This window comes from Rhodococcus sp. IC4_135 (assembly GCF_011602025.1).
Taxonomy (GTDB): Bacteria; Actinomycetota; Actinomycetes; order Mycobacteriales; family Mycobacteriaceae; genus Rhodococcus_F; species Rhodococcus_F baikonurensis.
Genome location: NZ_JAAOLG010000038.1, coordinates 1 through 26,173, shown reverse-complemented (window position 1 = coordinate 26,173; position 26,173 = coordinate 1). Strand labels below are relative to the sequence as shown.

Annotated in this window: 25 protein-coding genes; 21 read left to right on the top strand and 4 right to left on the bottom strand. The window is 62.8% G+C overall.

Annotated elements, in window-relative coordinates:
* Positions 1-210: 210 nt before the first annotated feature.
* Genes G8767_RS31465 through nagB form a run of 9 tightly spaced genes read left to right on the top strand, consistent with a single transcriptional unit; the run spans position 211 to position 8,615 of the window.
* Positions 211-1,269, top strand: coding sequence for a Gfo/Idh/MocA family oxidoreductase (locus G8767_RS31465; RefSeq protein ID WP_166813771.1), 1,059 nt, complete (start codon positions 211-213; stop codon positions 1,267-1,269).
* Positions 1,266-2,261, top strand: coding sequence for a Gfo/Idh/MocA family oxidoreductase (locus tag G8767_RS36635; RefSeq protein WP_166813769.1), 996 nt, complete (start codon positions 1,266-1,268; stop codon positions 2,259-2,261). Before G8767_RS31465 ends, G8767_RS36635 begins: the two co-directional genes overlap by 4 nt.
* A complete protein-coding gene (locus G8767_RS31455) occupies positions 2,258-3,316 on the top strand; it encodes a Gfo/Idh/MocA family oxidoreductase (RefSeq protein WP_166813767.1) in 1,059 nt (352 codons plus the stop codon). Before G8767_RS36635 ends, G8767_RS31455 begins: the two co-directional genes overlap by 4 nt.
* A 59-nt stretch (positions 3,317-3,375) precedes the next feature.
* Entirely contained in the window at positions 3,376-4,305 is a 930-nt protein-coding gene (locus G8767_RS31450) for a dihydrodipicolinate synthase family protein (protein WP_166813765.1), read from the top strand.
* Position 4,306: 1 nt separating this feature from the next.
* Positions 4,307-5,236 carry an ROK family protein gene (locus G8767_RS31445; protein WP_095973531.1) on the top strand — a complete coding sequence of 310 codons (930 nt, stop codon included), beginning with the start codon at positions 4,307-4,309 and terminating at the stop codon, positions 5,234-5,236.
* Entirely contained in the window at positions 5,233-5,940 is a 708-nt protein-coding gene (locus G8767_RS31440; RefSeq protein ID WP_166813763.1) for an N-acetylmannosamine-6-phosphate 2-epimerase, read from the top strand. Before G8767_RS31445 ends, G8767_RS31440 begins: the two co-directional genes overlap by 4 nt.
* Positions 5,937-6,629, top strand: coding sequence for a GDSL-type esterase/lipase family protein (locus G8767_RS31435; RefSeq protein ID WP_166813761.1), 693 nt, complete (start codon positions 5,937-5,939; stop codon positions 6,627-6,629). The genes G8767_RS31440 and G8767_RS31435 overlap by 4 nt, the downstream gene beginning before the upstream one ends.
* Complete coding sequence (locus G8767_RS31430) at positions 6,626-7,807, top strand: amidohydrolase family protein (RefSeq protein ID WP_346843055.1); 1,182 nt, start codon at positions 6,626-6,628, stop codon at positions 7,805-7,807. Before G8767_RS31435 ends, G8767_RS31430 begins: the two co-directional genes overlap by 4 nt.
* 28 nt (positions 7,808-7,835) lie before the next feature.
* Complete coding sequence (gene nagB, locus G8767_RS31425; protein ID WP_166813759.1) at positions 7,836-8,615, top strand: glucosamine-6-phosphate deaminase; 780 nt, start codon at positions 7,836-7,838, stop codon at positions 8,613-8,615.
* Positions 8,616-8,624: 9 nt separating this feature from the next.
* Here the strand turns inward: nagB and G8767_RS31420 are convergent, their stop codons facing one another.
* The 3 genes from G8767_RS31420 to G8767_RS31410 all read right to left on the bottom strand — a co-directional run bounded on the left by G8767_RS31420 (position 8,625) and on the right by G8767_RS31410 (position 12,633).
* A complete protein-coding gene (locus G8767_RS31420; protein WP_166813757.1) occupies positions 8,625-10,256 on the bottom strand; it encodes a long-chain-fatty-acid--CoA ligase in 1,632 nt (543 codons plus the stop codon).
* Between the two features lie 61 nt (positions 10,257-10,317).
* Positions 10,318-11,439 (bottom strand): acyl-CoA dehydrogenase family protein, encoded by a 1,122-nt coding sequence (locus G8767_RS31415; protein WP_124568821.1) that lies wholly within the window; start codon positions 11,437-11,439, stop codon positions 10,318-10,320.
* 12 nt (positions 11,440-11,451) lie between these two features.
* Positions 11,452-12,633, bottom strand: a complete 1,182-nt coding sequence (locus tag G8767_RS31410; protein ID WP_003945878.1) for an acyl-CoA dehydrogenase family protein — start codon at positions 12,631-12,633, stop codon at positions 11,452-11,454.
* Between the two features lie 265 nt (positions 12,634-12,898).
* Between G8767_RS31410 and G8767_RS31405 the strand changes: the two genes are divergently transcribed.
* The 12 genes from G8767_RS31405 (at position 12,899) to G8767_RS31350 (ending at position 24,813) form a co-directional block, all read left to right on the top strand.
* Complete coding sequence (locus G8767_RS31405) at positions 12,899-13,090, top strand: ferredoxin (protein WP_033232296.1); 192 nt, start codon at positions 12,899-12,901, stop codon at positions 13,088-13,090.
* Between the two features lie 109 nt (positions 13,091-13,199).
* Complete coding sequence (locus G8767_RS31400) at positions 13,200-14,117, top strand: 3-oxoacyl-ACP reductase (RefSeq protein ID WP_166813755.1); 918 nt, start codon at positions 13,200-13,202, stop codon at positions 14,115-14,117.
* A gap of 488 nt (positions 14,118-14,605) precedes the next feature.
* Positions 14,606-15,370: an ABC transporter permease gene (locus G8767_RS31395; RefSeq protein ID WP_003945687.1), complete on the top strand. Its 765-nt coding sequence runs from the start codon at positions 14,606-14,608 to the stop codon at positions 15,368-15,370.
* Between the two features lie 64 nt (positions 15,371-15,434).
* Positions 15,435-16,286: an ABC transporter permease gene (locus G8767_RS31390; protein ID WP_166813753.1), complete on the top strand. Its 852-nt coding sequence runs from the start codon at positions 15,435-15,437 to the stop codon at positions 16,284-16,286.
* Positions 16,287-16,297: 11 nt separating this feature from the next.
* Entirely contained in the window at positions 16,298-17,482 is a 1,185-nt protein-coding gene (locus G8767_RS31385) for an MCE family protein (RefSeq protein WP_003945815.1), read from the top strand.
* Positions 17,482-18,501, top strand: a complete 1,020-nt coding sequence (locus G8767_RS31380; RefSeq protein ID WP_007734337.1) for an MCE family protein — start codon at positions 17,482-17,484, stop codon at positions 18,499-18,501. Before G8767_RS31385 ends, G8767_RS31380 begins: the two co-directional genes overlap by 1 nt.
* A complete protein-coding gene (locus G8767_RS31375) occupies positions 18,498-19,556 on the top strand; it encodes an MCE family protein (protein WP_020906317.1) in 1,059 nt (352 codons plus the stop codon). The genes G8767_RS31380 and G8767_RS31375 overlap by 4 nt, the downstream gene beginning before the upstream one ends.
* Positions 19,553-20,857, top strand: coding sequence for an MCE family protein (locus tag G8767_RS31370; RefSeq protein ID WP_166813751.1), 1,305 nt, complete (start codon positions 19,553-19,555; stop codon positions 20,855-20,857). The genes G8767_RS31375 and G8767_RS31370 overlap by 4 nt, the downstream gene beginning before the upstream one ends.
* On the top strand, positions 20,857-22,104 hold the full coding sequence (locus G8767_RS31365) for an MCE family protein (protein ID WP_095973523.1): 1,248 nt from the start codon (positions 20,857-20,859) through the stop codon (positions 22,102-22,104). Before G8767_RS31370 ends, G8767_RS31365 begins: the two co-directional genes overlap by 1 nt.
* Positions 22,101-23,495, top strand: coding sequence for an MlaD family protein (locus G8767_RS31360; protein WP_095973522.1), 1,395 nt, complete (start codon positions 22,101-22,103; stop codon positions 23,493-23,495). The genes G8767_RS31365 and G8767_RS31360 overlap by 4 nt, the downstream gene beginning before the upstream one ends.
* Positions 23,495-24,283: a hypothetical protein gene (locus G8767_RS35600; protein WP_206029975.1), complete on the top strand. Its 789-nt coding sequence runs from the start codon at positions 23,495-23,497 to the stop codon at positions 24,281-24,283. Before G8767_RS31360 ends, G8767_RS35600 begins: the two co-directional genes overlap by 1 nt.
* Positions 24,280-24,813 carry a twin-arginine translocation pathway signal gene (locus tag G8767_RS31350; RefSeq protein ID WP_095973520.1) on the top strand — a complete coding sequence of 178 codons (534 nt, stop codon included), beginning with the start codon at positions 24,280-24,282 and terminating at the stop codon, positions 24,811-24,813. Before G8767_RS35600 ends, G8767_RS31350 begins: the two co-directional genes overlap by 4 nt.
* Before the next feature lie 89 nt (positions 24,814-24,902).
* Here G8767_RS31350 and G8767_RS31345 read toward each other — a convergent pair.
* Positions 24,903-26,173: trehalose-6-phosphate synthase (locus G8767_RS31345; protein WP_166813749.1), on the bottom strand; the 1,271-nt coding region annotated here is incomplete at its 5' end.

Genomic DNA, 26,173 nt, shown 5'->3' with positions numbered 1-26,173 from the left:
TCCGATGTTGCGTAACTTACATTGTGGATCAGAAAGCGTCTAGAGAATCTTCGGAACTCGCGCCGCGGAACTTCGAGTTCCGAGAGGTTTGGAATCAAAAATAGTGCGTTTACCTGCATAGATGAAGACTGTGTTACCGAAGTCGAATTGACGGGTGAAGGCGCCGCCCGTATAACATAGGACATCCCTCATCCAATCTTTGGAGACTTCATGACCCGATACAAAGTCGGTGTGGTCGGTTGCGGATTCTTCGGTAGTTCCCTCGCTCGCGAGCTGGCTGCCCATCCACGTTTCGAACTGGCGATGCTGTGCGACCGTGACTTCGAGCGGGCTAAGGACGTCGCCGCCGAGTTCTCGGCAACCCCGACAGACGACCACGACGTGGTGGCCGCTCACCCGGAGTTGGCCCTCGTTGTCGTCGCGACGCCCAATCACGCGCACGCCGAACCTGCCATCGCGGCACTCGAGCACGGCAAGGCAGTTTTTGTGGAGAAGCCACTCGCCGTCGAATTGGTCGATGCGCAGAACATGATCGCGAGCGCCGACGCGAGCGGTTCGCCGTTGATGGTCGGTCACATCATGCGGATGATGCCGGGTGTACGACGTCTGGCGGACCTGCTGACCTCGGGAGAGCTCGGCGAGGTCGCTGCGATCGAAACGTCTCGCTCACGATGGATCGACACCGGCGGCGCAGATCCACAGTGGTGGAAGCTCGACAAGAGCCGGACGGGTGGAGAACTGACTCACGAGATTCACGAACTGGACCTGATGTGCTGGCTCGGCGGCGAGGTGACTGCCGTGTCGAGCATCGCCACCGCGGACGACGGCTTCCGCAACACAGTGGTGTTGTTCGCCGGCGGCGCGATCGGCAGACACACCATCTCGACGCGTTCACACACTTCTTCGTGGGAGCTGACGGTCGATGCCGCCGAAGGCTCGGTCCACGCGGACTTCCACACCGGCCGGGTCAGCCGACTGCGCGGGGGACGGGTCGAAGAGTCGTGGCCGATCTTCGACCTCGACGCCGAGAACCAATCGTTGATCGACGCTGCCAGCAGGACGCAGAAGTACAACTCGGGCAACGGTGGATCCTCGCTGTGGATGCAGGCTGCGATTCGCCACGAAATCGACGAGATGGCAGCAGTTCTCGACGGCAAGGCTGATGCCGACTCGCCGTTGACATACGCACGCGAACGCGCACTCGTCGTCGCCGAACAGGTGCGACTCGGTGGCGGCGAACCGGCAGCGCTGTCGGGAAGTGCGAAGTGACCGTGCGTGTAGCCGTCATCGGCAGTGGCGGAATCGCCCGGGATCACGTCAGCGCTCTGGCGCGCATTCCATCGGTCGAAGTCGCCTACGTATTCGGCAGTGACTTGGACCGGGCCGCATCGGTTGCGGCATTGGCGCCGGGCGCGAAGGCCAGTACCGATCTGGCGAAGATTCTCGCAGACCCGACGGTGCACGCGGTCAACGTGGTCGGAGCCACTCCCGACCATGCGCCCGTGACGATTGCCGCCGGCCGCGCAGGAAAGCATGTGCACGTGGAGAAGCCGGCTGCGCTGACAGTCGCGGACTTCGACGCGATGGTCGAGGCCACCGAAGGTGGCGGCACGTCCCTGATGGTCGGACAGACCGTACGATTCCAGCCGTCGATCACCTCGATCGGACACTCGGTTGCACGAGGCGCCATCGGGGACCCCCGGTTGATCCATCTCAGTTGGTACACCGGCCACGTCTGGCCAGGGGGCTGGCGAGGCTGGCAACACGACAAGGAACGCTCGGGTGGTCACCCCGTTCACAACGGAACCCACGCACTCGATCTGGTGACGTGGCTGATCGGTCGTCGTCCGATCCGCGTGTTCGCTCGTAGTTTCCCCACCTTCGCAGCGGGGATGCCCGTGCACGACAGCTTCCATCTGACCGTTCGCTTCGAGGACGGATCGCTGGCACTCATCGAATTGGCTTACGCACTACCGCAATCGGGCAAGATGGTGCGCCGGATCGTGGTGTCCGGAACTTCCGGCACGCTCGCGCACGACACCGGCGACGACCCGGGACTGATGACGGACACGACCAACGCGCCGCCGTCGTCGATCGAGGACGCGATGTCGCATCAGATGCGTCACTGGATCGCCACACTCGACGGTTCCGCGAGCCCGATAGTCGAGAACTGGCAGGTGCGTGCAGCTCTCGCGACTGCCATCGCTGCCCAGCAATCACTTGACACCGGCCGTGCGATCTCGATCGGAGAACACCGATGACCGGCACCGGTTCGATCCGCGTCGGATTTGTCAGCGGCGTCAGGCATGCCGGTTCCTACGCGGACCTGTTGCGTTCCGATCCTCGAGTGAGCGTGGTCGGGGCCTCCGACGAATCCTCGGTCCCCGATTGGATTCGTGAGGACGGGATCGCGATGGCAAAGGCCGCAGACATCGAGTGGATCGACGAACTCGGCGATCTCCTCGACCCCGAACGGATAGACCTGGCGATCATCTGCAGTGAGCCGACCAGGCATGCACGGCTTGCGATTGCCGCATTGGACGCGGGACTCGACGTCCTGGTGGACAAGCCGGTGGGCGTCGACGAGGCGGAGGCCGCGGCGGTGGAAGAAGCCGCACGGTCGAACGGGCGAATCTGTACGGTGGTGAACCGCACTCATTCACCTGCGCTGCGACGACTGCGCCGTTGGATCGATGCCGGAAGTCTCGGACTGCCGCGCCACGTGGACATCGAGTTCCTGGCAAGCGGGACACATTTCGCCACCTCGGTCGAGCGTCCCGAACTTGTGGTGGATCCGGCGCTGTCCGGCGGGGGAGAAGTGGTGAACTTCGCCGGATACGCCGCCGACTACCTCAGATACCTCACCGGCCTGGACGTCACCGAGGTGTACGCCGAGACGAGCACGCTCTACGGCGGCGCCCACCAGCAATTCGGTGTGGAAGACACAGCGTTGATCTCGCTCGCCCTGGAAAACGGCGTCACTGCGACGGTGACCGTCGGAAGAATCCCCGCAGCACCGGGTTTCGGCGCGAATACCGCGACGGTTCGGGTCCTCGGATCCCACGGATACGCAAGTTCCGACGACGACAAACCCGCGGTGACACATTTCGCTGCCTCGGGAGACGTGACCGCATCACCCATCGGCGGCTTCGGGTCGGACAACGCGGTGTCGAGCTTTCTCTCTCACGTGCTCGATCGACTACCGACTCGAACCGAACCCGACTACACCGTGGCAGACGCCCGCGTGTCGATGCGCGTGATCGACGCTGCTTATCGGTCCGCCGCGAGCGGTCAGCCGGTCTCCGTTTCTCCCTGACAGTTCTCCCTGACAGCCGCACCCACAACTCAATCCGACAACCAACATATGGAGACCCCATGAGCACGGAAACCACCACCTTCAGCGGAATCGTCCCGCCCATCGTCACACCCCTGACGCTCGAGGGCGAGGTCGACACCACGTCGCTCGAACGCCTGCTCTCACTGCAGATCGAAGCCGGAGTCGACGGGTTGTTCGTCCTCGGTTCCTCGGGTGAGGTCGGTTACCTCACCGACGCTCAGCGCGCCCAGGTGGTGCAGACGGCCATCGGTCACGTCGGCGGGCAGGTCCCGGTCCTCGTCGGAGTGAACGACATGACCACCAACCGGGTCATCGCCGTTGCCGAGCAGGCCCGCGAAGCGGGTGCGGATGCCATCGTCGCGACGGCGCCGTTCTATGCGATCACCGACGCGACCGAGACGGCAACGCATTTCCGATCCATTCACGCCGCAGTGGATCTTCCGTTGTTCGCCTACGACGTGCCGGTTCGTGTCCACAGCAAGCTCAACCCGGCAATGCTGGTCGAACTCGGCCGCGAGGGAGTCATCGCCGGAGTGAAGGATTCGAGCGGCGACGACGTCAGTTTCCGTATGTTGCTCCGTCAGTCGGCCGAGCTCGAAAACTTTGCCGTCTTCACCGGGCACGAGGTAGTCGTCGACGGATGCCTGCTGATGGGTGCTTCGGGCGCAGTGCCCGGCCTGGCCAACGTGGACCCGCACGGCTACGTGCGACTGTGGCGCGCCGCGCAGGCAGGAGACTGGGCCGCAGCGAAGGCCGAGCAGGATCGACTCACCGATCTGTTCTCCATCGTCGAGGCGCCGACACCGGGTCGCGTCAGTGCCGGTGCCGCGGGTCTGGGCGCGTTCAAGACGGCTCTGGCCCTGCGCGGCGTCATCACCGGCAACACTATGTGCGCCCCGATGCTCTCGCTCGACGAGTCCGAGACCGCAACGATCAAGGTCGTTCTCGAACGGGCCGGGCTCCTCTGACATGACATCTGGGCAGAAGCGATGGATCGGTATCGACATCGGCGGCACCAAAGTGGCTGCCGCGGTGGTGACGTCCGACGGAGACGTGATCGACACCGTTCGTGCCGCAACACCGACGGCGGGTAGGGAAGCCGTTCTCGGGACCGCTACCGCGTTGGTCGACCGTCTGAGGGCGAATCACACGGTAGCCGGAATCGGAGTCGGTGCACCGGGAATCATCGATCGGGTGCGTGGCCGCGTCGTCTTCGCCTCCGACATTCTGTCCGGATGGAGTGGCGCCGAGGTTCGCGGAGAACTCGAGGCACACTCAGGCCTACCGGTGACGGTGGACAACGACGTGCGCGCGATGGCCCACGGCGAGAACATGATCGGCGCCGGTCGCGGTCGAACCTCTGCACTGTTCGTCTCGATCGGTACCGGAATCGGTGGCGCGTTGACCGTGGGCGGTCAGCTGTACCACGGTGCCCACGGAACAGCCGGCGAACTCGCGCATCTGCTGGTTCCGGTCTCCGGGGCGATAGGTTGCGGTTGCGGCAGAACCGATCACCTCGAGGCAGTCGCCTCTGGCCCGGCGATGGCGGCCGAGTACGCAGCGCGGGCGGGCGTGCCCACTCAACCGTTGCAGGCAGTGGTGGCGCTCATGCACTCGGGCGATCCGATCGCCCGTGCCGTGGTCGCCGACGCCGGTACTCTGCTGGGTCGCGTCCTGGCCGGCGTCGCCACTGCATTCGACCCCGAGGTGATCGTCATCGGCGGCGGCGCAGCTCAGATCGGAGCCGATCTCCTGTCTCCGCTGACATCCGCTTTCCGGGTGGAAGCGATGGGCCCCATTGCCGAAACCGCCATTCTGCCAGCCCGTCTGGGCACCGATGCGCCGCTCGTCGGAGCTGCGCTCCTGGCCGCCGCAACACGAATCGAGGTAACACCGTGACTGTCGAAGAGTTGCTCACGATCATCAGCGGAAAGCTGATCGTGTCCTGTCAGGCCGGACACGGCCATGCCCTGCGTGACACCGGGACCATCGAGAGGATGGCCCGCGCCGCGGTCGACGGAGGAGCAGTGGCGATCCGCTGTGGCGGTGTGGGCGGAACCCCGGATGTCGCCGCAGTCGTGTCGGCAGTGAAGGTACCGGTGATCGGTTTGACGAAGATCGGTTCCGAGGGCGTGTTCATCACGCCGACAAGGGAATCAGCTCTCGAAGTCGTCGATACCGGTGCGCAGATCGTGGCCGCCGATGCCACTCTGGGAACGCGTCCGGACGGATTGACATTCGCCGACACCGTCGACGCGGTCCATGATCGCGGCGGCCTCGTCATGGCCGACTGCGGGACCCTCGAAGACGGTATCGCTGCCGCTGCGGCGGGCGCCGACGTCATCTCCAGCACACTCGCGGGATATACCGAGAACAGCAGACGGCTGGCAGGTCCGGATCTCGAGCTGATCTCGGAACTGCGGCAGGCACTTCCAGATGCGGTCCTCATCGCCGAAGGGCGCTACCACAGCCCGGAGGATGCGGCACGCGCCATCGCCCTGGGTGCAGACTCGGTGGTTGTCGGAACCGCAATCACGGACCCGGCGTTCATCACGTCGAAGTTCGCGGCGGCAGTATCGGGCGCCGAAAGGCAGAGGGGATGACGCCGACGTCGAAGGCTCTGAAGTCCAAGACTGCTGAACGGATTCGACTGGAGACTTTGCTCGGCGACTCCTCGACGCCGATCCGGTGGGTCTTCACCGGTGACAGCATCACTCAGGGATTGACGCACACCGACGGTCATCGAAGCTACGTCGAACACTGCGCCGAGCGCGTCCGTGGTGAGCTTTCCCTGTTCAACCACGTCCTTGTCAACACCGGAATAAGTGGCAATCGATCCTCCGACGTGCGTGCAGGTTTCGCGCACCGCATCGAAGTGTTCGACCCCTCGGTGGTGTTGATCATGCTCGGTACGAATGACGCATTGGACGGCGACGAAGGACTGGAACGGTTTCGAGACGACCTCTCGGACACGATATTCCGGACGCGAGCGATCGGCGCGGTGCCGATCCTGCAGACGCCGCCGCCGATCGACGTCGAGAACGCGCCCACCAGAGCAGGATTGGTTCAGTACGTTGACGTCGTGCGGCAAGTTGCCGCCTCGACGCGCGTGGTGTTCGTCGACCACTACGCGCAGTGGACGGCCCATTCTCCCGAGGGCCCACCGCCGGTGCTCCTGGCTGACGCGTTCCACCCGAACGAACATGGGCACTACGTGCTCGCGGACGCCGTGCTCCGTGAGTTGTCGATCGCAGATACCGAAGTTCCCGTTGTACCGCAGGTGATGTCGTGATACTTCGTGGACAAATTCTGCGTGGACAATTGGTGACCGGTGGTCGACTGCTCTCGGACGGGGTTGTCGAGATCGCCGGTGATCGTGTGGTGTGGGCCGGGCCGGCGTCGCAGCGAACCGACCCGTTACCCGAACGGGCGGCTGCGGGGACAACGATCATTCCGGGGTTGGTGGATGTTCACTGCCACGGCGCCGGCGGGTTCGGTTTCCCCGAGGCAGACGAGTTCGGATCAACCGCGGCTGCCGATCACCATCGGACGAACGGCACGACCTCGGTGATCGGCTCGCTCGTCTCCGCGCCGCCGGAGATCCTGCGCACTCGCATCGAACTCCTGGCAAGACTGGTCGACGAGGGCACGCTGGCCGGAATTCACCTGGAAGGTCCATTCCTTTCGGTACTCCGTTGTGGCGCCCAGGATCCCGACAGCATTCTCGATGGCGACCCGGCTCTGCTCGAGTCGCTGCTCGAAGCCGGCCGCGGGCACATTCGCTCGGTGACTATCGCTCCGGAGACAGCGCACTTCGACGAACTTGCCTCGCTGATGGAACGTCACGGTGCCGTCGTGAGTATCGGACACACAGATGCGTCCAACCCGGTCGCGACCCGTTCGATCGCACACTCGGCGCATGCACCGCTCAGTGCCACTCACCTGTTCAACGGAATGGCTCCGATGCATCATCGCGCTCCCGGCGCAGTGGCGGCGTGTCTTGCCGCGGCCGCCAGAGGACAAATGGTGGTCGAGTTGGTCGGGGACGGAGTACATCTGGCCGACGAGACGGTAGCGACGGTGTTCGATCTTGTCGGTCCGCATCAGATCGCGTTGGTCTCCGACGCCATGGCTGCCGCCGGAATGCCCGACGGCCGCTACCCACTCGGGCCTCTCGACGTCGACGTGGTCGGTGGCGTGGCGCGATTGGCCGGCCAGGGCGATACGGCCATCGCCGGCGGGACGAGTCGGTTGATGGACATAGTCCGCCGGGCGGTCAATCACGCGGGCGTCGATCTGCTTTCGGCTGTCATCGCAGCGACGGCAACGCCTGCTTCGCTGGTGGGGCTGGCCGGAATTGTCGGCGATCTCGTGCCGGGTTGCCGCGCCGATCTGATCGTCACCGGTCCCGAACTCGAAACCCGCGCCGTCATGGCCGCTGGGAACTGGCTCATGACACCTGGCTCATGAACTACACCGAAAGCTGAGGAATCAACCGATGGAAATTGTCATTGTCGACAGTGCGGAGGCGGCCGGCACCGTTGTTGCCGACATCTTCGAACACGCGGTGCATTCAGGTGCACGGACTTTGGGCCTGGCGACGGGGTCTTCACCGCTCTCGGTGTACCGCGAACTCGCGCGCCGTCACCGCGAGGACGGGTTGAGTTTTGTCGGCCTGCAGGCGTTCCTGTTGGACGAATACGTCGGTCTGCCGGAAGGTCACCCGGAGTCGTATGCCCAGGTGATTCGAACCGAGTTGGTGAATCACCTGGACCTGGACGCGTCAAGGGTATTCAGCCCCGACGGAACCGCGCCGGATCCATTTGCCGCCGCGGCAGCCTACGACCGGGCGATTGGGTCGAATGGTCCGGTGGACGTACAACTCCTGGGCATCGGCGGCAACGGTCACATCGGTTTCAACGAACCGACGTCCTCGCTGAATTCGAGGACCCGGGTCAAGACGCTGACGGAACAGACTCGAACCGACAATGCCCGGTTCTTCGAGAGTCCGGACGACGTACCACGGCACGTGATCACCCAGGGCCTCGGAACTATCTGCGAAGCACGGCATCTGGTGATGATCGCGACCGGCGAGCACAAGGCCGCTGCGATTGCCGCTGCCGTCGAGGGGCCCCTGGCCGCGGTGTGCCCGGCATCGGTCCTCCAGTTGCATCCACACGCGACGGTGGTAATCGACGAGGCAGCGGCATCACAGCTTCGGCTCACCGAGTTCTACAAAACGGTGTCGGCGCACAAACCGCTTGCTCAGCGCTACTGAGACACCGGACTAGACGGACTCTCGCGTCTTCTCGAGGCCGAGTGCCAGTTCGGGAGTGAGTAATTGGAAGTCGGATTCTCCGCGCCGGCGGATCCACACCGGATCGGAGGTGTTCCAGCGTTCGGCACTCTGCGTTCGAGTGACCACCTTGAACGTCGCCGTTCTCGGGAACTCACTGCACACTCGGATCAGGGTCGGCTTCTGCTTCGGACCGAGTTCCGGCCGGGAGTCGATGTATTCGGCTACGGCGACCGGGTCGAAATTGTCTACGTCGCCGACCGGAATCACAGACGCCATGACGCGGTCGCCGACGTCGCTGTCGGGGACCGCGTACACGGACACCTGCGCGAAGCCCGGGTAACCGACCAGGGAGCGTTCGATGGGTGCGGCGCCGATGTTCTCGCCGTCCACGCGTAGCCAACCGGAACTGCGTCCCGCGAAGTAGACGTAGCCGTCGGCATCGGTGTACGCCAGATCGCCACTCCAGTACTGGCCGTTGCGCATTCGCTCGGCGTCGGCTTCCGGGTTCTTGTAGTACCCGGCGAACGTGCCTGGGCCGGTGACGTTGACCAGTTCACCGGTGGCCTCGTCGGCGTTGGTGATCCGGCCGTCGGCGTCGAAGACGGCAGGCGGGCAGGGTGCTCCGGTCTCGGGATCGAGGATCTTGACGCCGTCCGGGAGCAGTCCCAGGGCGCCGGCCCGGGGAACCGGTGCGGCGGAGATCGAAATACCGCCCTCGGTGGACCCGAACCCGTCGATGACGCGGGCATCGAAGCGCCGAACGAAGGTGGCGACGGCGGGCGCCGAACCCTCGTTGCCGTACATGATCTTCAAGGTGTTGTCCCGCTCGTTCGGCACCTCGGGGGTGGAAGCGATGAAGGACAACGGCTTTCCGACGTAGTTGGAGTACGTGATTCCGTACTTGTGAATGTCGGGCAGAAACCCCGAAGCGGAGAACTTGCGTCGCATGGCAATTCCCGCACGGGCGTGTAGCGCGACCGTCCACGCCGCCATCATGGCGTTGGAATGGAACATGGGCATCGCCATGTAGACGACGTCGTCGGCGCCGAGCCCGAAGCGATCGGCAAGCATGACCCCGGGAGAGGCCAACTTTTGGTGCGTGCACCGAACCGCTTTGGGATCACCGCTGGTTCCGGAAGTGAAGATGAGCATCAACAGATCGTCGGGTTGCGCAGTCGACGCGTAGGCGGGCGTATCGGCGAAGGGCGCCAACAATTGCGTCCAGGCCGGAGAATCCACGTTGATCACCCGGACGTCGCCGAGATCGACGTCGTCGAGTAGATGCGCCTGGTTGTTCTCGGTGAAGATGACCTGGCAGTCGGAGAGCGCAATGTCTCGCGCCAATGCCGGGCCGCGCCTGGTCGTGTTCAGTCCGGCGGCAACCGAACCCGAGAACGATGCTGCGCCGAGCAATAGCGAGAATTCGGGGACGTTCTCCATCAGAAGACCGAAATGCCGGGGGCGCGTTGGATCGAGCAGCGTGTCCAGCAGCGCTGCTCGATCGAACGAGCCTTGAATGTGCTCGCGCCAGGTGATGACCTGGTCCTCGAAACGGATACCGCGGTCGTCGATCTCGCTGACTCCGAGGAGTAGATCGGAAACAGTGGGGCTCTGACTCATAGCTGCATCATCATCGATTCGTCTCGGACCAGGTCATGGATTTCCACTCGGTGGGACGCACTCAGGCAGGAACTGCGGCAAGTTCCTTGCCCAGTGCGCGAAGCTGATCCGTTGCGTTGCCGAGCAGGAACTCGTGATGCTTGGCCGCGAGGAAGTAGCGGTGAACGGGATGGTCCTCGTCCAGACCCACGCCGCCGTGAACGTGAACAGCAGTGTGCCCGACTCGGTGTCCCGCATCTGCAGCCCAGAACTTGGACGTCTGCACTGCCCCGTCGGACGGAAGTCCTTCGCTCAGACGCCACGCTGCGGCCCAGAGAGTCAGACGGACGCCCTTGACGTCGATGTATCCGTCGGCGAGGCGCTGTGCCACGGCCTGGAAACTACCGATCGGACGGCCGAACTGCACACGCTCGGAGGCGTATTCGGCGGTCAGCTTCAGTGCCTGATCGAGCACCCCGTACTGGTAGGCGCTGGAACCGAGCTGAATTCTTTCGACGATCCATGCCGCGATGTCGGATCCTTGGGCAACCGACCCGAGAACACGATCGGCCGGAATCTGCACCGAATCGAACTCGACCAGGGCCGCACTCGAGAAATCCGTGGTCGATTGCCTGGTGATGCGCACGCCCGCGTCGGAGGGTTCGACGAGGAAGACCGCGACGCCGTCCTCGGTGATGGCGGGGACGAGGAACAGATCGGCGAGCGGCGCACTGTCGACGGTGATCTTCGCTCCGTCGATGCGCCAGCCGTCGGCGGTCTTCTCGGCACGCGTGACGGGGTGGGCCGGGTCGTCGTTGTATTCCTCGGCGAGGGCCGCAGTCAGTATCTTCTCGCCGGCGGCGGCAGCGCTCGCCCATTCGTCTCGCTGCTGGTCCGAGCCGAATTCTGCTATCGCCGCGGCCGATCCGACGATGGACGTCAGGAACGGAACGGCTGCAACACCGCGCCCGAGTTCGGCCAGGATGCTGCACTGCTCGAGGACACCGAATCCGTCGCCGCCCACCGATTCCGGAAGAGCTGCACCGAGGACGCCGGCCGAGGCCAGAGCGTTCCACAAGATGGCGTCGAAGCGGTCTTCGGCGGCGTCGAGTTCACGGAGGCGGTCATTGGTGACCAGTTCGGTGACGACGGATCGTGTCAGACCGGACAGGTCCTGCTGGGCCTCGGTAAGGGTGAATTCCATGATCGTTGGTCCTTATCGCTTCGATGCGGGAAGCCGCAGAGCTGTCATTCCGATGATGTCGCGTTGCACTTCGTTGGTACCGCCGCCGAACGTCAGGATCAGCGAAGAACGATGCATACGTTCGATGCGGCCACGCAGAAGAGCGCCGGGGGAGTTCTGCCTGATCGTGGCGGAGGATCCGAGGATCTCCATCAGCAAGCGGTAAGCCTCGGTGGCGAATTCGGTACCGAACACCTTGTTGGCCGACGCGGCTTCGGGTCCGGGAGCATGATCGGTTGCGGAGGCAATTTCCCAGTTCATCAACTTCAGGTACTCGGCCTTGGCATGCACGCGAGCGAGATTGATCTGCACCCATTCCTGGTCGATCATGCGTCGGCCGTCGGGCAACTTGGTGTTCTGTGCCCACTCGCGGACCTCACGCTGCGCGGTCAGAATCGGTCCCGCCGAGGTGAGGGCAACACGCTCGTGGTTGAGCTGGTTGGTGATCAGTGCCCAGCCACCGTGTTCCTGACCGACTATCGACGACGCCGGGACGCGTACGTCCTGGTAGTAGGTGGCGCTGGTGTCGGGGCCGGCCATGGTGTGAACCGGGGTGTAGGAGAAGCCCTCTGCCGTGGTGGGGACGATCAGCATGCTGATTCCCTTGTGCTTCTTGGCTTCCGGATCGGTACGGCAGGCCAACCACACGTAGTCGGCGTACTGGATCAGGCTCGTCCACATCTTCTGCCCGTTGATGACGTAGTCATCGCCGTCACGGACAGCCGAGGTGCGCAGAGACGCCAGGTCGGTGCCTGCCTCGGGCTCGGAGTAGCCGATCGCGAAGTGGAGCTCACCGCGAGAGATCTTGGGCAGGAAGAAGGCCTTCTGCTCGTCCGTACCGAAATGCATGATTGTCGGCGCTACGGAATTGATCGTCAGGAATGGCACGGGCGCACCGGCGATGGCGGCTTCGTCGGTGAAGATCAGCTGATCCATCGCGGAGCGTTCCTGCCCGCCGTACTCTTTCGGCCAACCCAGAGTGAGCCAGCCGTCCTGGCCCATCTGCGCGACGACTTCGCGGTACACATTGCCTTCGCCGTACTCACCCGTCGTGGCGGCTAGCGCTTCACGCCGCTCGGGAGTCATCAGTTGTGCGAAGTAGGCACGCAACTCCTCCTGGAGCTGTTGCTGCTCAGGGGTGTAGGTGATGTGCATGGTTACCTCTCCATAGAGATACGAATCAAAGCGCCAACCAATCGATTGACACAGGTTCTATCGATGCGTACATCGGCGACAAGGGGCGCCTTCGCTGTGTCCAGCGGATCGTTCGACGTCCGTTCTCGGTACTTTTTCGAATCATTGCACACGACTGAAACAGGTTCTAGTGTTATCGCCAGGAACGGTGTGCGGCACAGCCCTGCGGCACTCGTTTCGTATCCGTGTTCGCGCCAGTAGTTGTGAGTAGAGAAGAGGAATCGCCATGGAGGTCAGGGTTGATCTGGACCGCTGCGAGGCAAACGGTGTGTGCGTCGGGATCGCACCCGATATTTTCGACCTCGACGACAACGAGGAGCTCGTGATCAGTTCTGCGCGTCCGCCGGAGGATCGTTGGGAAGATGTCCGTTCCGCGATCGCTCAGTGCCCGCGTGCGGCGCTGACCGAACATCCGTGACGATGGTTGCCCAAAACAAGAACACGTTCTAAAGTTGCGAACTCGTGGGTCACGGCAATCGAGCCGGGTAACTCGACACACGACCGCAGAGAACCGGGAGAGCGCTTCGATGAATGCTGTGAACAGCCCAGAAACCAGTCTCGAAGGCAAGGTCGCCATCGTGACCGGTGCCGGATCGGGGCTCGGAAAGTTCGAGGCTATCGGTCTGGCGAAGGCCGGTGCGTCGTTGGTCGTCAACGATCTGGCCCCGAACGAGGCCGTCGAAGCGACGCTCGAAGAGATCCGCGGCCTGGGCGCCAAGGTCGAATTCGTGGCAGGCAACGTCGGTGAGCGTTCTACTGCGGACGCACTGATGGAAGCAGCGCAGGGGCAGTTCGGCAGTGTCGACATCGTCGTCAACAATGCCGGTGTCGTGCGCGACCGGATGCTGTTCAACATGTCGGACGAAGACTGGGATCTGGTACTCGAAGTTCATCTTCGCGGCCATTTTCTCTTGTGCCGCAACGCCGCTGCCTACTGGCGGGCGAAATCCAAGGAAGCCGGGGCGCCGGTGTACGGGCGCATCGTCAATACCTCTTCGGAGGCGGGTCTCCTCGGACCGGAAGGGCAGCCCAACTACGGCGCTGCAAAAGCCGGAATCACGGCGCTGACGTTGTCGGCTGCACGTGGGCTCTCGCGCTACGGCGTTCGGGCCAACGCGATCTGCCCGCGGGCGCGGACGTCGATGACCGAAGGGGTGTTCGGCGACGCGCCGGCCGACGGCATCGATCCACTCTCGCCCGAGCACGTGGCATCGCTCGTCTCGTATCTGGCATCACCGGCAGCCGACGCCGTCAACGGTCAGGTGTTCGTGGTGTACGGCCCGATGGTTGCGCTGATGGCGGCGCCCGTCGTCGAGCAACGGTTCGACGCAGACGGTGACTCCTGGTCGCCGGAAGCGCTGTCAGCAGCGATGGGTGACTATTTCGCGGACCGTGACCCGGCAAAGATGTTCTCGGCATCGGCGGCCCTGAGGGCGCTGGGCTGACCAGTGCTCGCGACACGTAGAACCGTCGTTCACACATAGGCGGGTCTACGTGTCCACTTCCTGGTAGAAATAGCGTGTTCACGAGTCGGTGGGCGCGGTAATCTGCCTGCGTTCTGAAACGAGACCAACGGTCTCGAAAAAACTGGACTGTGTTCCAATTTTGCATTCCTGTGAACGATGCGATATTCGATCGGCGTGCCCGGTCAAGGCTCTCGCATAGCTGAATCTCGAACTTGGTTCCGAGAAGCGTCGATCATTCAAAAGTATTAATTTCCAGGATATTTCGGCGAAGATCACGCCGAAAAGGGATGCTTCCCATGTTCCGGATCTTTCGGTTTCGGATCGGCGCCGTGAGGCTACTTCTTAGAGTTGGACACTTGTTTTTGACAGGTGAACACGTTCTAGTTAATATGACCTGAGTCACAAGCTGTCGGGGGCTGGACTATGAGAACAGACAGTACTGCGGCAACCAAGGACGAGGAGGGCGAATGGTAGACCTCGTCGAGGTGCCATTACGAGCGGTCGGTGGCTTCTTTCAGATGTCCGCCCAAACCCTGCGGGCAGTCTTCTCCCGCCCCTTCCAGCGTCAAGAGTTCATCGATCAGGCCTGGTTCGTGGCCCGAGTGTCGATGGTTCCGACGGTGCTGGTCGCGATCCCGTTCACGGTGCTTGTCAGCTTCACCATCAACATTCTCTTGCGCGAGATCGGTGCAGCCGACCTCAGTGGTGCCGGAGCTGCTCTCGGCACCGTCACGCAGGTCGGCCCCATCGTCACCGTGCTGATCGTCGCCGGCGCCGGCGCAACCGCCATCTGCGCAGACCTCTCGGCCCGAACCATTCGTGAAGAGATCGACGCCATGAAGGTGCTCGGTATCAATCCCATCCACCGGTTGGTCGTTCCCCGGGTACTCGCGTCGACGGGAGTGGCGCTGCTCCTCAACGGACTGGTCTGCACCATCGGCATCCTCGGCGGGTTCGTCTTCTCCGTGTTCATCCAGGACGTGAATCCCGGCGCCTTCGTCAACGGCATCACACTGCTCACCGGATTCGGTGAGCTCATGCTCTCCATGGTCAAAGCAGGACTGTTCGGCATGATCGCCGGCCTGGTTGCGGCCTACCTCGGACTCAACGTCAAAGGCGGCGCCAAGAGCGTCGGTGACGCGGTCAACCAGACCGTCGTGTTCGCGTTCATGGCGCTCTTCGTCGTCAACGTGCTCATCACGACCATCGGTATCAAGTTGACGGCCGGATGAGGCACACGGCAGTCGGAGAGATCGAAGTGGACAGAACGACAAACGACGAACGGGAGGAGATCTGATGGCGTTGGCCGCAGCGGGACGCTTCCCGCGCACACGTCGACAGATCGGCTCGATCTCTCGCAGTATCGACAGCATCGGTGATCAAGCGCTGTTCTTCGCGAAGGCTCTCTGTCACGCTCCCAAGGCGCTGATGCGCTATCCACGTGAAACTCTGCGACTGATCGCCGAGATCAGCATGGGCACCGGTGCGCTCGCCGTCATCGGTGGCACCGTCGTGATCGTCGGATTCCTGACACTGTTCACCGGTGGCACCATCGCCGTTCAGGGCTACAGCTCGCTGGGCAACATCGGTGTCGAAGCGCTGACGGGCTTCTTCGCCGCCTTCATCAACGTTCGCATCGCAGCGCCGGTCATCGCCGGAATCGGTCTCGCCGCGACCATCGGCGCCGGCTCCACCGCGCAGCTCGGTGCGATGCGCGTCTCGGAAGAGATCGACGCCCTCGAGACGATGGCGATCCCGTCGATTCCGTATCTGGTCAGCACCCGCGTCATGGCCGGCATGATCGCGATCATCCCGCTGTACTCACTGGCGGTGATCGCATCCTTCGTCGCCAGCCGCTTTGCGACGGTGTTCCTCTACAACCAGTCCGGCGGCGTCTACGACCACTACTTCACGACCTTCCTGATACCCACGGACATACTGTGGTCGTTCGCCCAGGCGATAGTCATGGCGCTGGCCGTCATGCTCATCCACACCTACTACGGCTTCAACGCAACCGGTGGCCCGGTGGGTGTCGGCGTCGCGGTGGGTAACGCAGTGCGCGCCTCGCTGATCGCGGTCGTCACGGTCACCCTGCTCATCTCACTCGCCATCTACGGCGGGTCCGGCAACTTCAACCTGTCGGGATAGGCGGGCAAGCGATGACCGTACCCAGATGGCACAAGAAGTTGGCCGCAGCCGGCCTCGTCCTCGGACTCGTGGCGATCGTCGCCGTTGCCCTGACCATGTTCTCGGGTGGGTTCACCAAGAGCACACCCATCACCGTGACGTCCACGCGTGCCGGCCTGGTCATGGAACCGAATGCCAAGGTGAAGCTGCGCGGAGTGCAGGTAGGCCGTGTCGAATCGATCTCCCTCGTCGGAGACCAGGCAAACCTGAAGTTGGCGATGGATCCCGGCCAGATGTCGAAGATTCCGTCGAACGCCCGGGTGGAAATCAAGACCACCACGGTGTTCGGTGCGAAGTACGTCAACATCGTGATTCCCGACGATCCCTCGACCCAACCGATCCAGGAGGGTGCTGTCATCGCCTCGGACAGCGTCACCGTCGAGTTCAACAGTGTCTTCGAACATCTTTCGGACGTACTCGCGAAGATCGAACCGGAAAAGCTCAACGCCACACTCGGCGCGATCTCCACCGCTTTGAACGGGCGCGGCGAGTCGCTCGGTGAGGTTCTCGAGCTCGGTGACACCTATCTGAAGAAGATGAATCCGGTTCTGCCGCAGCTCCAGGAAGACTTGGTCGGTGCCGCCGATGTCACCAATCTCTACGCCGACGTGGCACCGGATCTGATGCGCATCCTCGACAATGCCACCGCGACAAGCGGATCGATCGTGGCCGAGCAGGCAAACCTCGACTTGCTGTTGCTCAACGTCACCGGCCTCGCGGACACCGGCAACGCGTTGTTGACCGACAACGAGCAGAACCTGACCACCGCCCTCGACACTCTGACCGCGACGACGACCCTGCTCGACAAGTACTCGTCTGGTCTGACGTGCTTCATCGTCGGGTTGAACGACGGCCGGATCAAGTTCGAGCCACTGGCAGGCACCGGGGACAAAGCGGCGCTGATGCTGAGTGCGAGCTTCATGTACGGCGCCGAGGCGTACCAGAACCCACAATCTCTCCCCAAGGTCGCGGCCTCCGGCGGACCCAATTGTTATGGTCTGCCCGAATTCGATCCGAAGGTCGACGGGCATGCACCGTTCGCAGTCACCAACACCGGCAACGTGCCTTTCGTTCCCAACACCGAACTGCGCGTCACTGTGCCGACCATTTTCCAGTACCTCTTCGGTGACTCCTACGAGCAGGAAGACGGGAAGTGATGAGACCGACCACGGTCAAGCTGCTGATTTTCACCGTCGTCATGGCGGTCATCTTCGCCGGACTGGCGATCGTTTTCAGTCAGGTGCGCTTCAGCAGCAGCAACGGATTTCACGCGACCTTCTCGGACGTCTCGGGACTCAAGTCCGGCGACAAGGTGCGTATCGCCGGTGTTCCGGTCGGGTCGGTGACCGGAGTGTCCATCGGTGACTCCAACCAGGCCGAGGTCGAATTCGACGTCGACACCAAGTACTCGCTGATGAAGAGCACCAAAGCGACTGTGCGCTACGAGAACCTGGTGGGCGATCGCTACATGGAACTGCTCGAGGGCGCCGGGTCCACCGAGACGCTGCCGTCGGGTGGATCGATTCCAGTCGACCAGACGTCACCCGCGCTCGATCTGGATCTTCTGCTCGGCGGATTCAAGCCGCTCCTGCGCTCGCTAGACCCTCAGCAGGTCAACGACCTCTCCGGGGCGCTGCTGCAGGTCCTGCAAGGCCAGGGCGGAACGCTGGTTTCGTTGCTGGGTAACACCAGTTCGTTCACCAGTACGTTGGCGGACCGAGACCAGTTGATCGGGGACGTCATCACCAACCTCAACGACGTACTCGGCACCATCAACGACAAGGGCGATCAGTTCTCCACCACGATCGATCAGCTCCAGCAGTTGGTCAGTGGATTGGCGAAGGACAGTGGCCCGATCGGTAACTCGATCACCGAGATCGCCGGTGCCACGGGGGATCTCGCTTCGCTGCTGCAGGCGACACGTCCGGACATCCAGACGCTGATCGGGGAGACCAACCGAACGATGACGCAGCTGGACCTGGGCAAGGACGACATCAACACCGCTCTCGATCGTCTGCCGTCCGACTACCGGAAGTTGATCCGAGTGGGCACGTACGGAGCGTTCTTCCAGTTCTATCTGTGCGCCAACACTTTCAAGTTCTCCGGACCTGACGGAACGACGATCATCTTGCCCACGGCAGTGCAGGACACGGGAAGGTGCGCAAAAGTCTCATGACCCCTACCCGTGAACGCAATCCGGTACAGATCGGTGTCATCGGTCTTGTCCTGGCGGTGGCAACCGTGGGTGCCGCACTGCAATACGATCAGCTCCAGTTCATCAACGGCGGCATTCGCTACTCGGCGTACTTCCAAGATGCCGGCGGCCTGGTCACCGGCGACGACGTGACCATGGCCGGAGTGAAGGTCGGCAAGGTCAGTGACGTCGAACTCGACGACCAGAAGGTACTGGTCACCTTCACCGTTCAGGACGGCGTCGCCCTGGGCGAGCAGACCGCGGCCGACATCAAGACCAACACGGTTCTCGGCCGAAAGTCGTTGGCGGTAAGGCCGGAAGGATCCGGACTGTTGCGGACGGACACGCCGATTCCGGTCGAACGCACCAACTCGCCGTACTCGCTCAACGACGCACTCGGCGACCTCGGGACCACCGTGTCCGAGCTGGACACGGATCAGATCAACGATTCGCTCAACGCGATCTCGGACACGCTGGCCGATACTCCGCCAGAACTTCGCACCGCGCTGGACGGAATGACGAGGCTCTCGCAGAGCATCAACTCGCGCGACGAGAGCCTGCTCCAATTGCTTTCGCGGGCCGAAGATGTCACCAAGATCCTCTCTGACAGAAGCGGTCAGATCGATTCGTTACTGGTCGACGGCAACAAGTTGTTTGCCGAACTGAGCTTGCGGCGTGACGCGATCAGCGAACTGATCGTCAACACCGGCGCAGTCTCACGCCAACTGTCAGCGCTGGTACAGGAGAACGAGGCCCAGATGGGGCCGACCCTCGAGAAACTGAATTCCGTCGCCGAGGTTCTTCAGCAGAACAAGGACAACATCGCCGGGGCGCTCGACGGCCTCGGACCGTACATCACCGCGCTCGGTGAGACCGTGGCCAGCGGCCCGTTCTTCGATGCCTTCATCATCAACATTCTGCCGAGCAACTGGTGGAAGACCCTGGTGGACACCAGCGTCGCGCCCGAGCAGGTTCCGGGCGACCTGGAAGACTTCTTCCCCGGTATTCCACCGACGATCAGGGGGCCGGGAGAATGACCGAGACCATGACTTCACAGGATCCACAGGGCTCCACCAACCCACGCAAGAAGTGGGTGCTGATCGGAGCGGGTGTGCTGGTCGCGCTGCTCGTCGCCGGCGCGGCATACCTCTTCATCCCAGGCCTGGGCAAGACCAAGATCTCCGCGCACTTCGTCTCGACCACCGGTCTGTACGAGGGCGACGTCGTGCGAGTGCTCGGTGTCAACGTCGGCAAGGTGACCAAGATCGAACCGCGTGATCGAGACACCTACGTCGAGATGAAGATCGATTCGAGCGTCGACGTTCCGGCAGATGCCAAGGCGCTCATCGTTGCTCAAAGCCTCGTGTCCGCACGCTTCGTGCAGTTGACTCCGGTGTATTCCGGCGGGGAACAGATGCCCAACGGCGGCGAGATCCCGATCGAGCGCACGGCTGTTCCGGTGGAGTGGGACGAGATCAAGACCGAACTGACCAAACTGTCGGACGCCCTCGGACCGGAAGGTCTGGACGATCAAGGTTCCCTCGGCCGATTCATCGACACTGTGGGAACGAACCTCGACGGCAACGGTGAGTCCATTCGGTCGACGCTGCGCGAACTCTCGGCCACGATGCACACGCTGTCCGAAGGCCGGACCGATTTGTTCTCCACCATTCGGAACCTGCAGGCGTTCGTCACCGCATTGTCCTCGAGCAACGAGCAGATCGTGCAGTTCAGTGGTCACCTCGCTTCGGTGACAAGCGTTCTCGCAAGCAGTTCGGACGAGTTGGGTACCGCCCTCAGCGATCTCGACCTGGCGGTGGGCGACGTTCAGCGGTTCGTCAAGGACAACAGCGAGGGACTGAGCGAATCGGTCGCGCGTCTGGCCGATGCCACCCAGGTGCTGACGGACAAGCGCCCGGAGATCGAGCAGGTTCTGCACTCCGGACCGACGTCGCTCGCCAACTTCTACCAGATCTACAAGCCCGCTCAGGGCAGCATGACCGGCGCAATTGCGCTGAGTAACTTCAAGAATCCGATCCAGTGGATCTGTGGTTCCATCGAAGGCATCGACAGTGGTAACTCCCAGAACAGTGCCGATCTGTGCAAGCAGTACCTCGGACCGGTGCTCAGCACCATGATCGGCAACTACCCCGGATTCCTGTTCAACCCGGTCGCGGGCGTGCAGGCTTTCCCGGATCAGATCGTCTACACCGAACCGGGATTGGAAGCGGCAAGTCAGAATCAGCCGCAAACCGTCGCAGGACCGATGTCAGGTGCTCCCATGACGAGTGTTCCCAAGGATCTCGCCGAACTCTTCAACATGGGCGGAGGGAACTGATGCGGGTAGCTCGCAAGACCACGGTTGCCGTGTTGGCCACGGCAGTGGCTCTCGGCGCCAGCGGCTGTGAATGGAACGGGCTCAACTCCGTGCCGATGCCAGGCACTCAGGGCCGGGGCGAAGGCGCGTACGAGGTCCAGATCGAGATGCCGAACGTGACTACGCTGTCGCAGAATTCGCCCGTCCGGGTGGACGACGTGGCAGTGGGAAGCGTTTCGAACATCGAGGTACAGGGCTGGCACGCTCTGGTGACGGTGTCGCTGAATCCTGACGTTCAGCTACCTGCCAACGCGACGGCAAAAATCGGCCAGACCAGCTTGCTCGGCTCTCAGCACATCGAGTTGGCGCCGCCGGTCGGAGAAGAGCCCGAGGGCCGACTCGAAGCCGGTGACCTGATTCCGATCGAGCGGGCGGGCGCCTACCCGACGACGGAACAGACGCTGTCGTCTCTGTCGGTTGTTCTCAACGGCGGCGGTCTCGCGCAGGTTCAGGACATCACGAAGGAACTCAACGCCGCTCTCGGTGGGCGTGAAGACTCCGTTCGCGACCTCCTACCTCAGCTCGATCAGTTGGTCGGCAGTCTGGACAAGCAACGAGGCGACATCGTTTCGGCGATGGAAGGACTCGATCGCCTGTCCTCGACGGTCCAGGCACAGCACGACACCTTGAACAAAGCGCTCGAAGGTATTCCGCCGGCACTCGAGGTTCTTGTCGCTCAGCGTCAGGACATCACCAACGCGTTGACCTCGCTCGGAGGTCTCAGCGAGGTGGCGAGCCGTGTCATCCAGGAGAGTGGTGACGATTTCGCGACCAATGTTCGTGCGCTGTCACCGACCCTGAAGGCGTTGGCTGATTCCGGTAACGCTCTCACCCAGGTTCTCGGCGTTCTCCTGACGTTCCCGTTCCCACAGAACGGAATCGACAACGTCATCCGCGGCGACTACGCCAACTTGGCGATGACCATCGACATCTCGCTGCCCCGACTCGATGCGAACTTCCTCACCGGAACTCCGTTGGCCGGAACGCTCTCGGGGCCGGAAGGTGTGTTGGGCAAGCAGGCCGGGCTCGCCGGGCAGACAGGCAACCCGTTGAGTGATCCGCTCAAGCCTGCCGCACCGCCCGCCCAGGCTCCTGCCGGACAGGCTCCCGCAGGAGAGGACAAGTCAGCGGATCCGAATACCATTCAGATTCCGGGACTTCCGCCGATCAACATTCCAGGACTTCCCCAGGGGGCACCGGCACCATGATGCTCACAAAGTTCGTCCGCATCCAGCTGATCATCTTCGCCGTCTTGACGGTCGTCGGTTTGATCGTGATGGCCACTCAGTACGTGCGTGTTCCGGCGATGGTCGGTATCGGCCGATACGACGTCACCGTCGAATTGCCCGCGACCGGTGGGCTGTACAAGAACTCGAACGTCACCTACCGCGGTCAGACCATCGGTGTCGTGAACGCGGTGGAGCTCTCGGAGACGGGTGTGAATGCGCGACTGTCTCTCGAGAGTGGCGTCAAGGTTCCGTCGGACGTCGACGCCGCGGTCAAGAGTGTGTCGGCGATCGGCGAGCAGTTCGTCGATCTGATTCCGCACACCGACAGCTCCGGAGCGATCGTGGTCGACGGGCATCTGGAAAACGGATCGGTGATTCCCGAAGACCGAACCAGCATTCCGCAGGATGTCGGCGCGATGCTCGATCAGGCAGATCTGTTGCTGCAGAGCATTTCCGACACCAAGCTCAAGACCGTCATCGACGAATCCTTCAAGGCGTTCAACGGTGCCGGCCCGGATCTGCAGAAGCTGATCGACTCGGCTCGGCTGTTCGTCGAGGAGGCGAACAACAACTCCGACGCGACCAAGACGCTGATCGAGCAGGCCGGTCCACTCCTGGACACTCAGGTGGTCAGCAGCGACGCCATCCGTTCCTGGACAAGCAATCTGGTGACGTTCACCGACCAGCTCCGAGCCAGCGATCCTGATCTGCGTGCCGTCATCCAGAAGGGGCCGGCTGCCGCGGCGGAGGCGAATGCTCTTCTGCAAGACATGCAGCCGACATTGCCGATTCTTCTGGCGAACCTTGTGTCCGTCGGACAGGTCGGCGTGATCTACAACAACGCGATCGAGCAGATTCTGGTCATCTACCCGCCGCTGGCCGCAGCGCTGGTCACGGTGGCAGGCTCCGGCCCGGCTGCGGACGGCGCTCTGGTGGACTTCCACATGGAGGTCAACGACCCGCCGCCGTGCACTACCGGATTCCTGCCCGCAGAGCAGTGGCGCAGTCCGAAGGACGAATCACCGATCGAGACACCGTCGGATCTTTTCTGCCAGGTTGCCCAGGATTCGCCGATCGCGGTGCGAGGCGCGAGAAACCTTCCCTGCGAGGAGTATCCGGGACGTCGTGCGCCGACGGTCGAACAGTGCCGTTCCGGCTACGTCCCGTTGGGCACGAACCCGCAATCCGGGCCTCCGGAACCGATTACCGCGACCCCGAGCTCGTACACGTCGACGCCTTCGGTCTCGGCTCGTCGGTACGATCCGATTACAGGCACGTACATCGGGCCGGACGGAAGGACGTACTCGCAACCGAACCTCGGCGGCGGCGACGTCAGTCTCGAACAGTTCATGAAGGGTCAGCAGGGTTGATGACAGACGAAGATCCACAGGCCGGGCAGCGGGTGCGCCGTCGCGCGTCTCGCAGCGCCGGACCCACGGGTGCGGATGCAGACGCTGCCGCGGTAGTAGTGCCCACCGAAAAGAAGTCGGCCGAACAGAAGCCAGCCGAGCAGAAGGCGGCTGAGCAGAAGGCAGCGGCCCCAGTTGATTTGGGCAAGCCCGATACTCCACCTGAGAAGGTCGTCAGCGGTGATCAGGGCTCGGCCAAGGCCGAGCCGGCCGGCACCGCCGAAACCCCCGCAGAAACTGCTGTGGACACTCCTGTTCGTTCGAAGCCCAAGGCCGGGCTGGTAGTCGGGATCGCCGTTGCTTCGGTGATCGCTGTAGCTCTTGCGGCCCTGACGGTGTTTCTCCTCGTCGACCGGAACAAGGCGTCCAACGCCGACGAGGACCGAGCCCGCTACGTGGCTGGAGCCCGGACCACCGCACTGAATCTGACGACGCTGCACGCGGATACAGCGGCTGCCGACCTCGACAAGTTTCTCGCCGGCACTACCGACGAGTTCAAGTCGCAGTTCGACGGACGCAAGGATTCGTTTGTCAACGTTCTGGGGCAGGCCGGAGTTCAGACCGACGGCGAGGTGCTCGAAGCCGGGTTCGAGAAGTCCGACGGTGATTGCGGGACTTCATTGGTCGCGGTGCGTGCGATGCAGAAGAACGGCGACGAAGCGCCCGCTGAACGCAACTACCGACTCCGAATCACCATGTGCGACGTCGACGGGCAGTTGCTTGCCTCGAATGTGGAGTTTGTGCCATGACCCCAGAAGTAATCCCAGAGACGTCCAAGCCCAAGCGCGTCTCACCGCTCGCCATCGTTCTGTGCGTCATCAGCGCAGTGGCCATCGCGTTGGCAGCAGTGTCGGCGTATCTCTACTTCGGTCCGGGCGGAACGCGTGACACAGCAGCGATCGATCAGACCAGAGACGAAGTGGCACAGGCCTCTTCCGATCAGGCGGTTGCGATGTTCCAGTACGACTACAACAACGTCGACCAGCAGTTGCACGCGGCCACAGACGGTTTGACGGGCGATTTCCAGGGCACATTCACCAACCTGATCGAATCGGTGATCATTCCGGGAGCCAAAGAGAAGTCGCTGACCGTTCAGGTAGTCGTCCAGGGCGCTGCGGTTCTCGACGCGGAGGCGGACAGCGCGACAACGATGCTGTTCCTCAATCAGATCACCACGTCTTCGGAATCACCTGAAGCCGTCGCCAGTGGCAGTCGCGTGAAGATGAGTCTGGAGAAGCAGGACGGGCGTTGGCTCGTGAACAACGTCCAACCCTTCTGATCAAACACACCAAGGGCTGGATCCGGGCATGAAACAGGCTGGGGCCGCGGAGATTTACTCTCCGCGGCCCCAGCCTTGTCGTACTGGCCTCAGGGCTCTCGGGATTCGGCCGGAGCGATCAGCGCCGGGCCTGCAGCACCGCCGTGTGCGAGCGCGTCGAGAAACGAGCGAGCCCAGCGGTCGACGTCGTGCGTCAGGACCTGACGACGCAACGCGCGCATGTGGCGTCGGCCGTCCTCTCGCGGTTGATTGAGAGCCTTCTCCATCGAATCCTTGACGTCGTCGAGGTCATGGGGATTGCACAGGAATGCCTGACGGAGTTCGGCTGCGGCACCGGTGAATTCGCTGAGCAGCAATGCACCGCCCAGATCGCTGCGGCAGGCGACGTATTCCTTCGCGACGAGGTTCATGCCGTCACGCAGCGGCGTGACCAACATGAGATCGGCGGCGACGAAGAACGCGACCAATTCGTCGCGCGGGATCGGCCGATGGATGTAATGGACGACGGGGCGGCCGACTTCGCTGAACTCGCCGTTGATGCGGGAGACCTTCTGTTCGATGTCTCCGCGCATCTGTACGTAGCTTTCGACGCGTTCGCGGCTCGGGGTCGCCAGCTGCACCATGACCGTGTCGGCGGGATCGATGCGCTTCTCCATGAGAAGTTCGTGGAGCGCGGCGAGCCTGACGTCGATGCCCTTGGTGTAGTCGAGGCGGTCGACGCCCAGCATGATGTGCTTGGGGTTTCCGAGTTCTTTGCGAATCTGCTTGGCACGGTCCCGAATTGCCTTGGTGCGCGAAAGTTCGTCGAGCTTGCCGGAGTCGATGGAGATGGGGAAGGCGCCGACGCGGACGCTACGGAAACCTACTTGCACCACACCGAGTTTGGAGCGGACTCCGACGGTTCCGCGTGAAGTCTGCTGCCCGGCAAGGCGTCTGGCCAGGTAGAGGAAGTTCTGTGCGCCACCTGGGAGATGGAAGCCGATGAGGTCGGCGCCGAGGAGGCCTTCGACGATTTCGGTGCGCCACGGCATCTGCATGAACAGCTCGACCGGAGGGAACGGAATGTGCAGGAAGAATCCGATGGTGAGGTCGGGGCGCAGCATCCGCAGCATCTTCGGTACCAACTGCAGCTGGTAGTCCTGGATCCAGACGGTTGCGCCCTGAGCCGCTGCCTTGGAAGTGGCTTCGGCGAACCGCCGGTTCACCTCGACGTAGGCGTTCCACCATTCGCGGTGGTATTCGGGTTTGACGATGACGTCGTGATAGAGCGGCCAGAGGGTGGCGTTGGAGAATCCCTCGTAGTACTCGTTGATCTCCTCGGCGCTCAGCGGCACGGGGTAGAGCTCGAGTCCGTCTTCGA

What these genes read in the sequence shown, in the direction of transcription:
- G8767_RS35600 (WP_206029975.1), top strand. Translation starts at nt 23,495, where the DNA reads ATGACAGACGAAGATCCACAGGCCGGGCAGCGGGTGCGCCGTCGCGCG.
- G8767_RS31455 (WP_166813767.1), top strand. Translation starts at nt 2,258, where the DNA reads ATGACCGGCACCGGTTCGATCCGCGTCGGATTTGTCAGCGGCGTCAGG.
- G8767_RS31465 (WP_166813771.1), top strand. Translation starts at nt 211, where the DNA reads ATGACCCGATACAAAGTCGGTGTGGTCGGTTGCGGATTCTTCGGTAGT.
- G8767_RS31395 (WP_003945687.1), top strand. Translation starts at nt 14,606, where the DNA reads ATGGTAGACCTCGTCGAGGTGCCATTACGAGCGGTCGGTGGCTTCTTT.
- G8767_RS31415 (WP_124568821.1), bottom strand. Translation starts at nt 11,439, where the DNA reads ATGGAATTCACCCTTACCGAGGCCCAGCAGGACCTGTCCGGTCTGACA.
- G8767_RS31420 (WP_166813757.1), bottom strand. Translation starts at nt 10,256, where the DNA reads ATGAGTCAGAGCCCCACTGTTTCCGATCTACTCCTCGGAGTCAGCGAG.
- G8767_RS31400 (WP_166813755.1), top strand. Translation starts at nt 13,200, where the DNA reads ATGAATGCTGTGAACAGCCCAGAAACCAGTCTCGAAGGCAAGGTCGCC.
- G8767_RS31435 (WP_166813761.1), top strand. Translation starts at nt 5,937, where the DNA reads ATGACGCCGACGTCGAAGGCTCTGAAGTCCAAGACTGCTGAACGGATT.
- G8767_RS31450 (WP_166813765.1), top strand. Translation starts at nt 3,376, where the DNA reads ATGAGCACGGAAACCACCACCTTCAGCGGAATCGTCCCGCCCATCGTC.
- nagB (WP_166813759.1), top strand. Translation starts at nt 7,836, where the DNA reads ATGGAAATTGTCATTGTCGACAGTGCGGAGGCGGCCGGCACCGTTGTT.
- G8767_RS31350 (WP_095973520.1), top strand. Translation starts at nt 24,280, where the DNA reads ATGACCCCAGAAGTAATCCCAGAGACGTCCAAGCCCAAGCGCGTCTCA.
- G8767_RS31445 (WP_095973531.1), top strand. Translation starts at nt 4,307, where the DNA reads ATGACATCTGGGCAGAAGCGATGGATCGGTATCGACATCGGCGGCACC.
- G8767_RS31385 (WP_003945815.1), top strand. Translation starts at nt 16,298, where the DNA reads ATGACCGTACCCAGATGGCACAAGAAGTTGGCCGCAGCCGGCCTCGTC.
- G8767_RS31380 (WP_007734337.1), top strand. Translation starts at nt 17,482, where the DNA reads ATGAGACCGACCACGGTCAAGCTGCTGATTTTCACCGTCGTCATGGCG.
- G8767_RS31405 (WP_033232296.1), top strand. Translation starts at nt 12,899, where the DNA reads ATGGAGGTCAGGGTTGATCTGGACCGCTGCGAGGCAAACGGTGTGTGC.
- G8767_RS31410 (WP_003945878.1), bottom strand. Translation starts at nt 12,633, where the DNA reads ATGCACATCACCTACACCCCTGAGCAGCAACAGCTCCAGGAGGAGTTG.
- G8767_RS31375 (WP_020906317.1), top strand. Translation starts at nt 18,498, where the DNA reads ATGACCCCTACCCGTGAACGCAATCCGGTACAGATCGGTGTCATCGGT.
- G8767_RS31370 (WP_166813751.1), top strand. Translation starts at nt 19,553, where the DNA reads ATGACCGAGACCATGACTTCACAGGATCCACAGGGCTCCACCAACCCA.
- G8767_RS31390 (WP_166813753.1), top strand. Translation starts at nt 15,435, where the DNA reads ATGGCGTTGGCCGCAGCGGGACGCTTCCCGCGCACACGTCGACAGATC.
- G8767_RS31360 (WP_095973522.1), top strand. Translation starts at nt 22,101, where the DNA reads ATGATGCTCACAAAGTTCGTCCGCATCCAGCTGATCATCTTCGCCGTC.
- G8767_RS31365 (WP_095973523.1), top strand. Translation starts at nt 20,857, where the DNA reads ATGCGGGTAGCTCGCAAGACCACGGTTGCCGTGTTGGCCACGGCAGTG.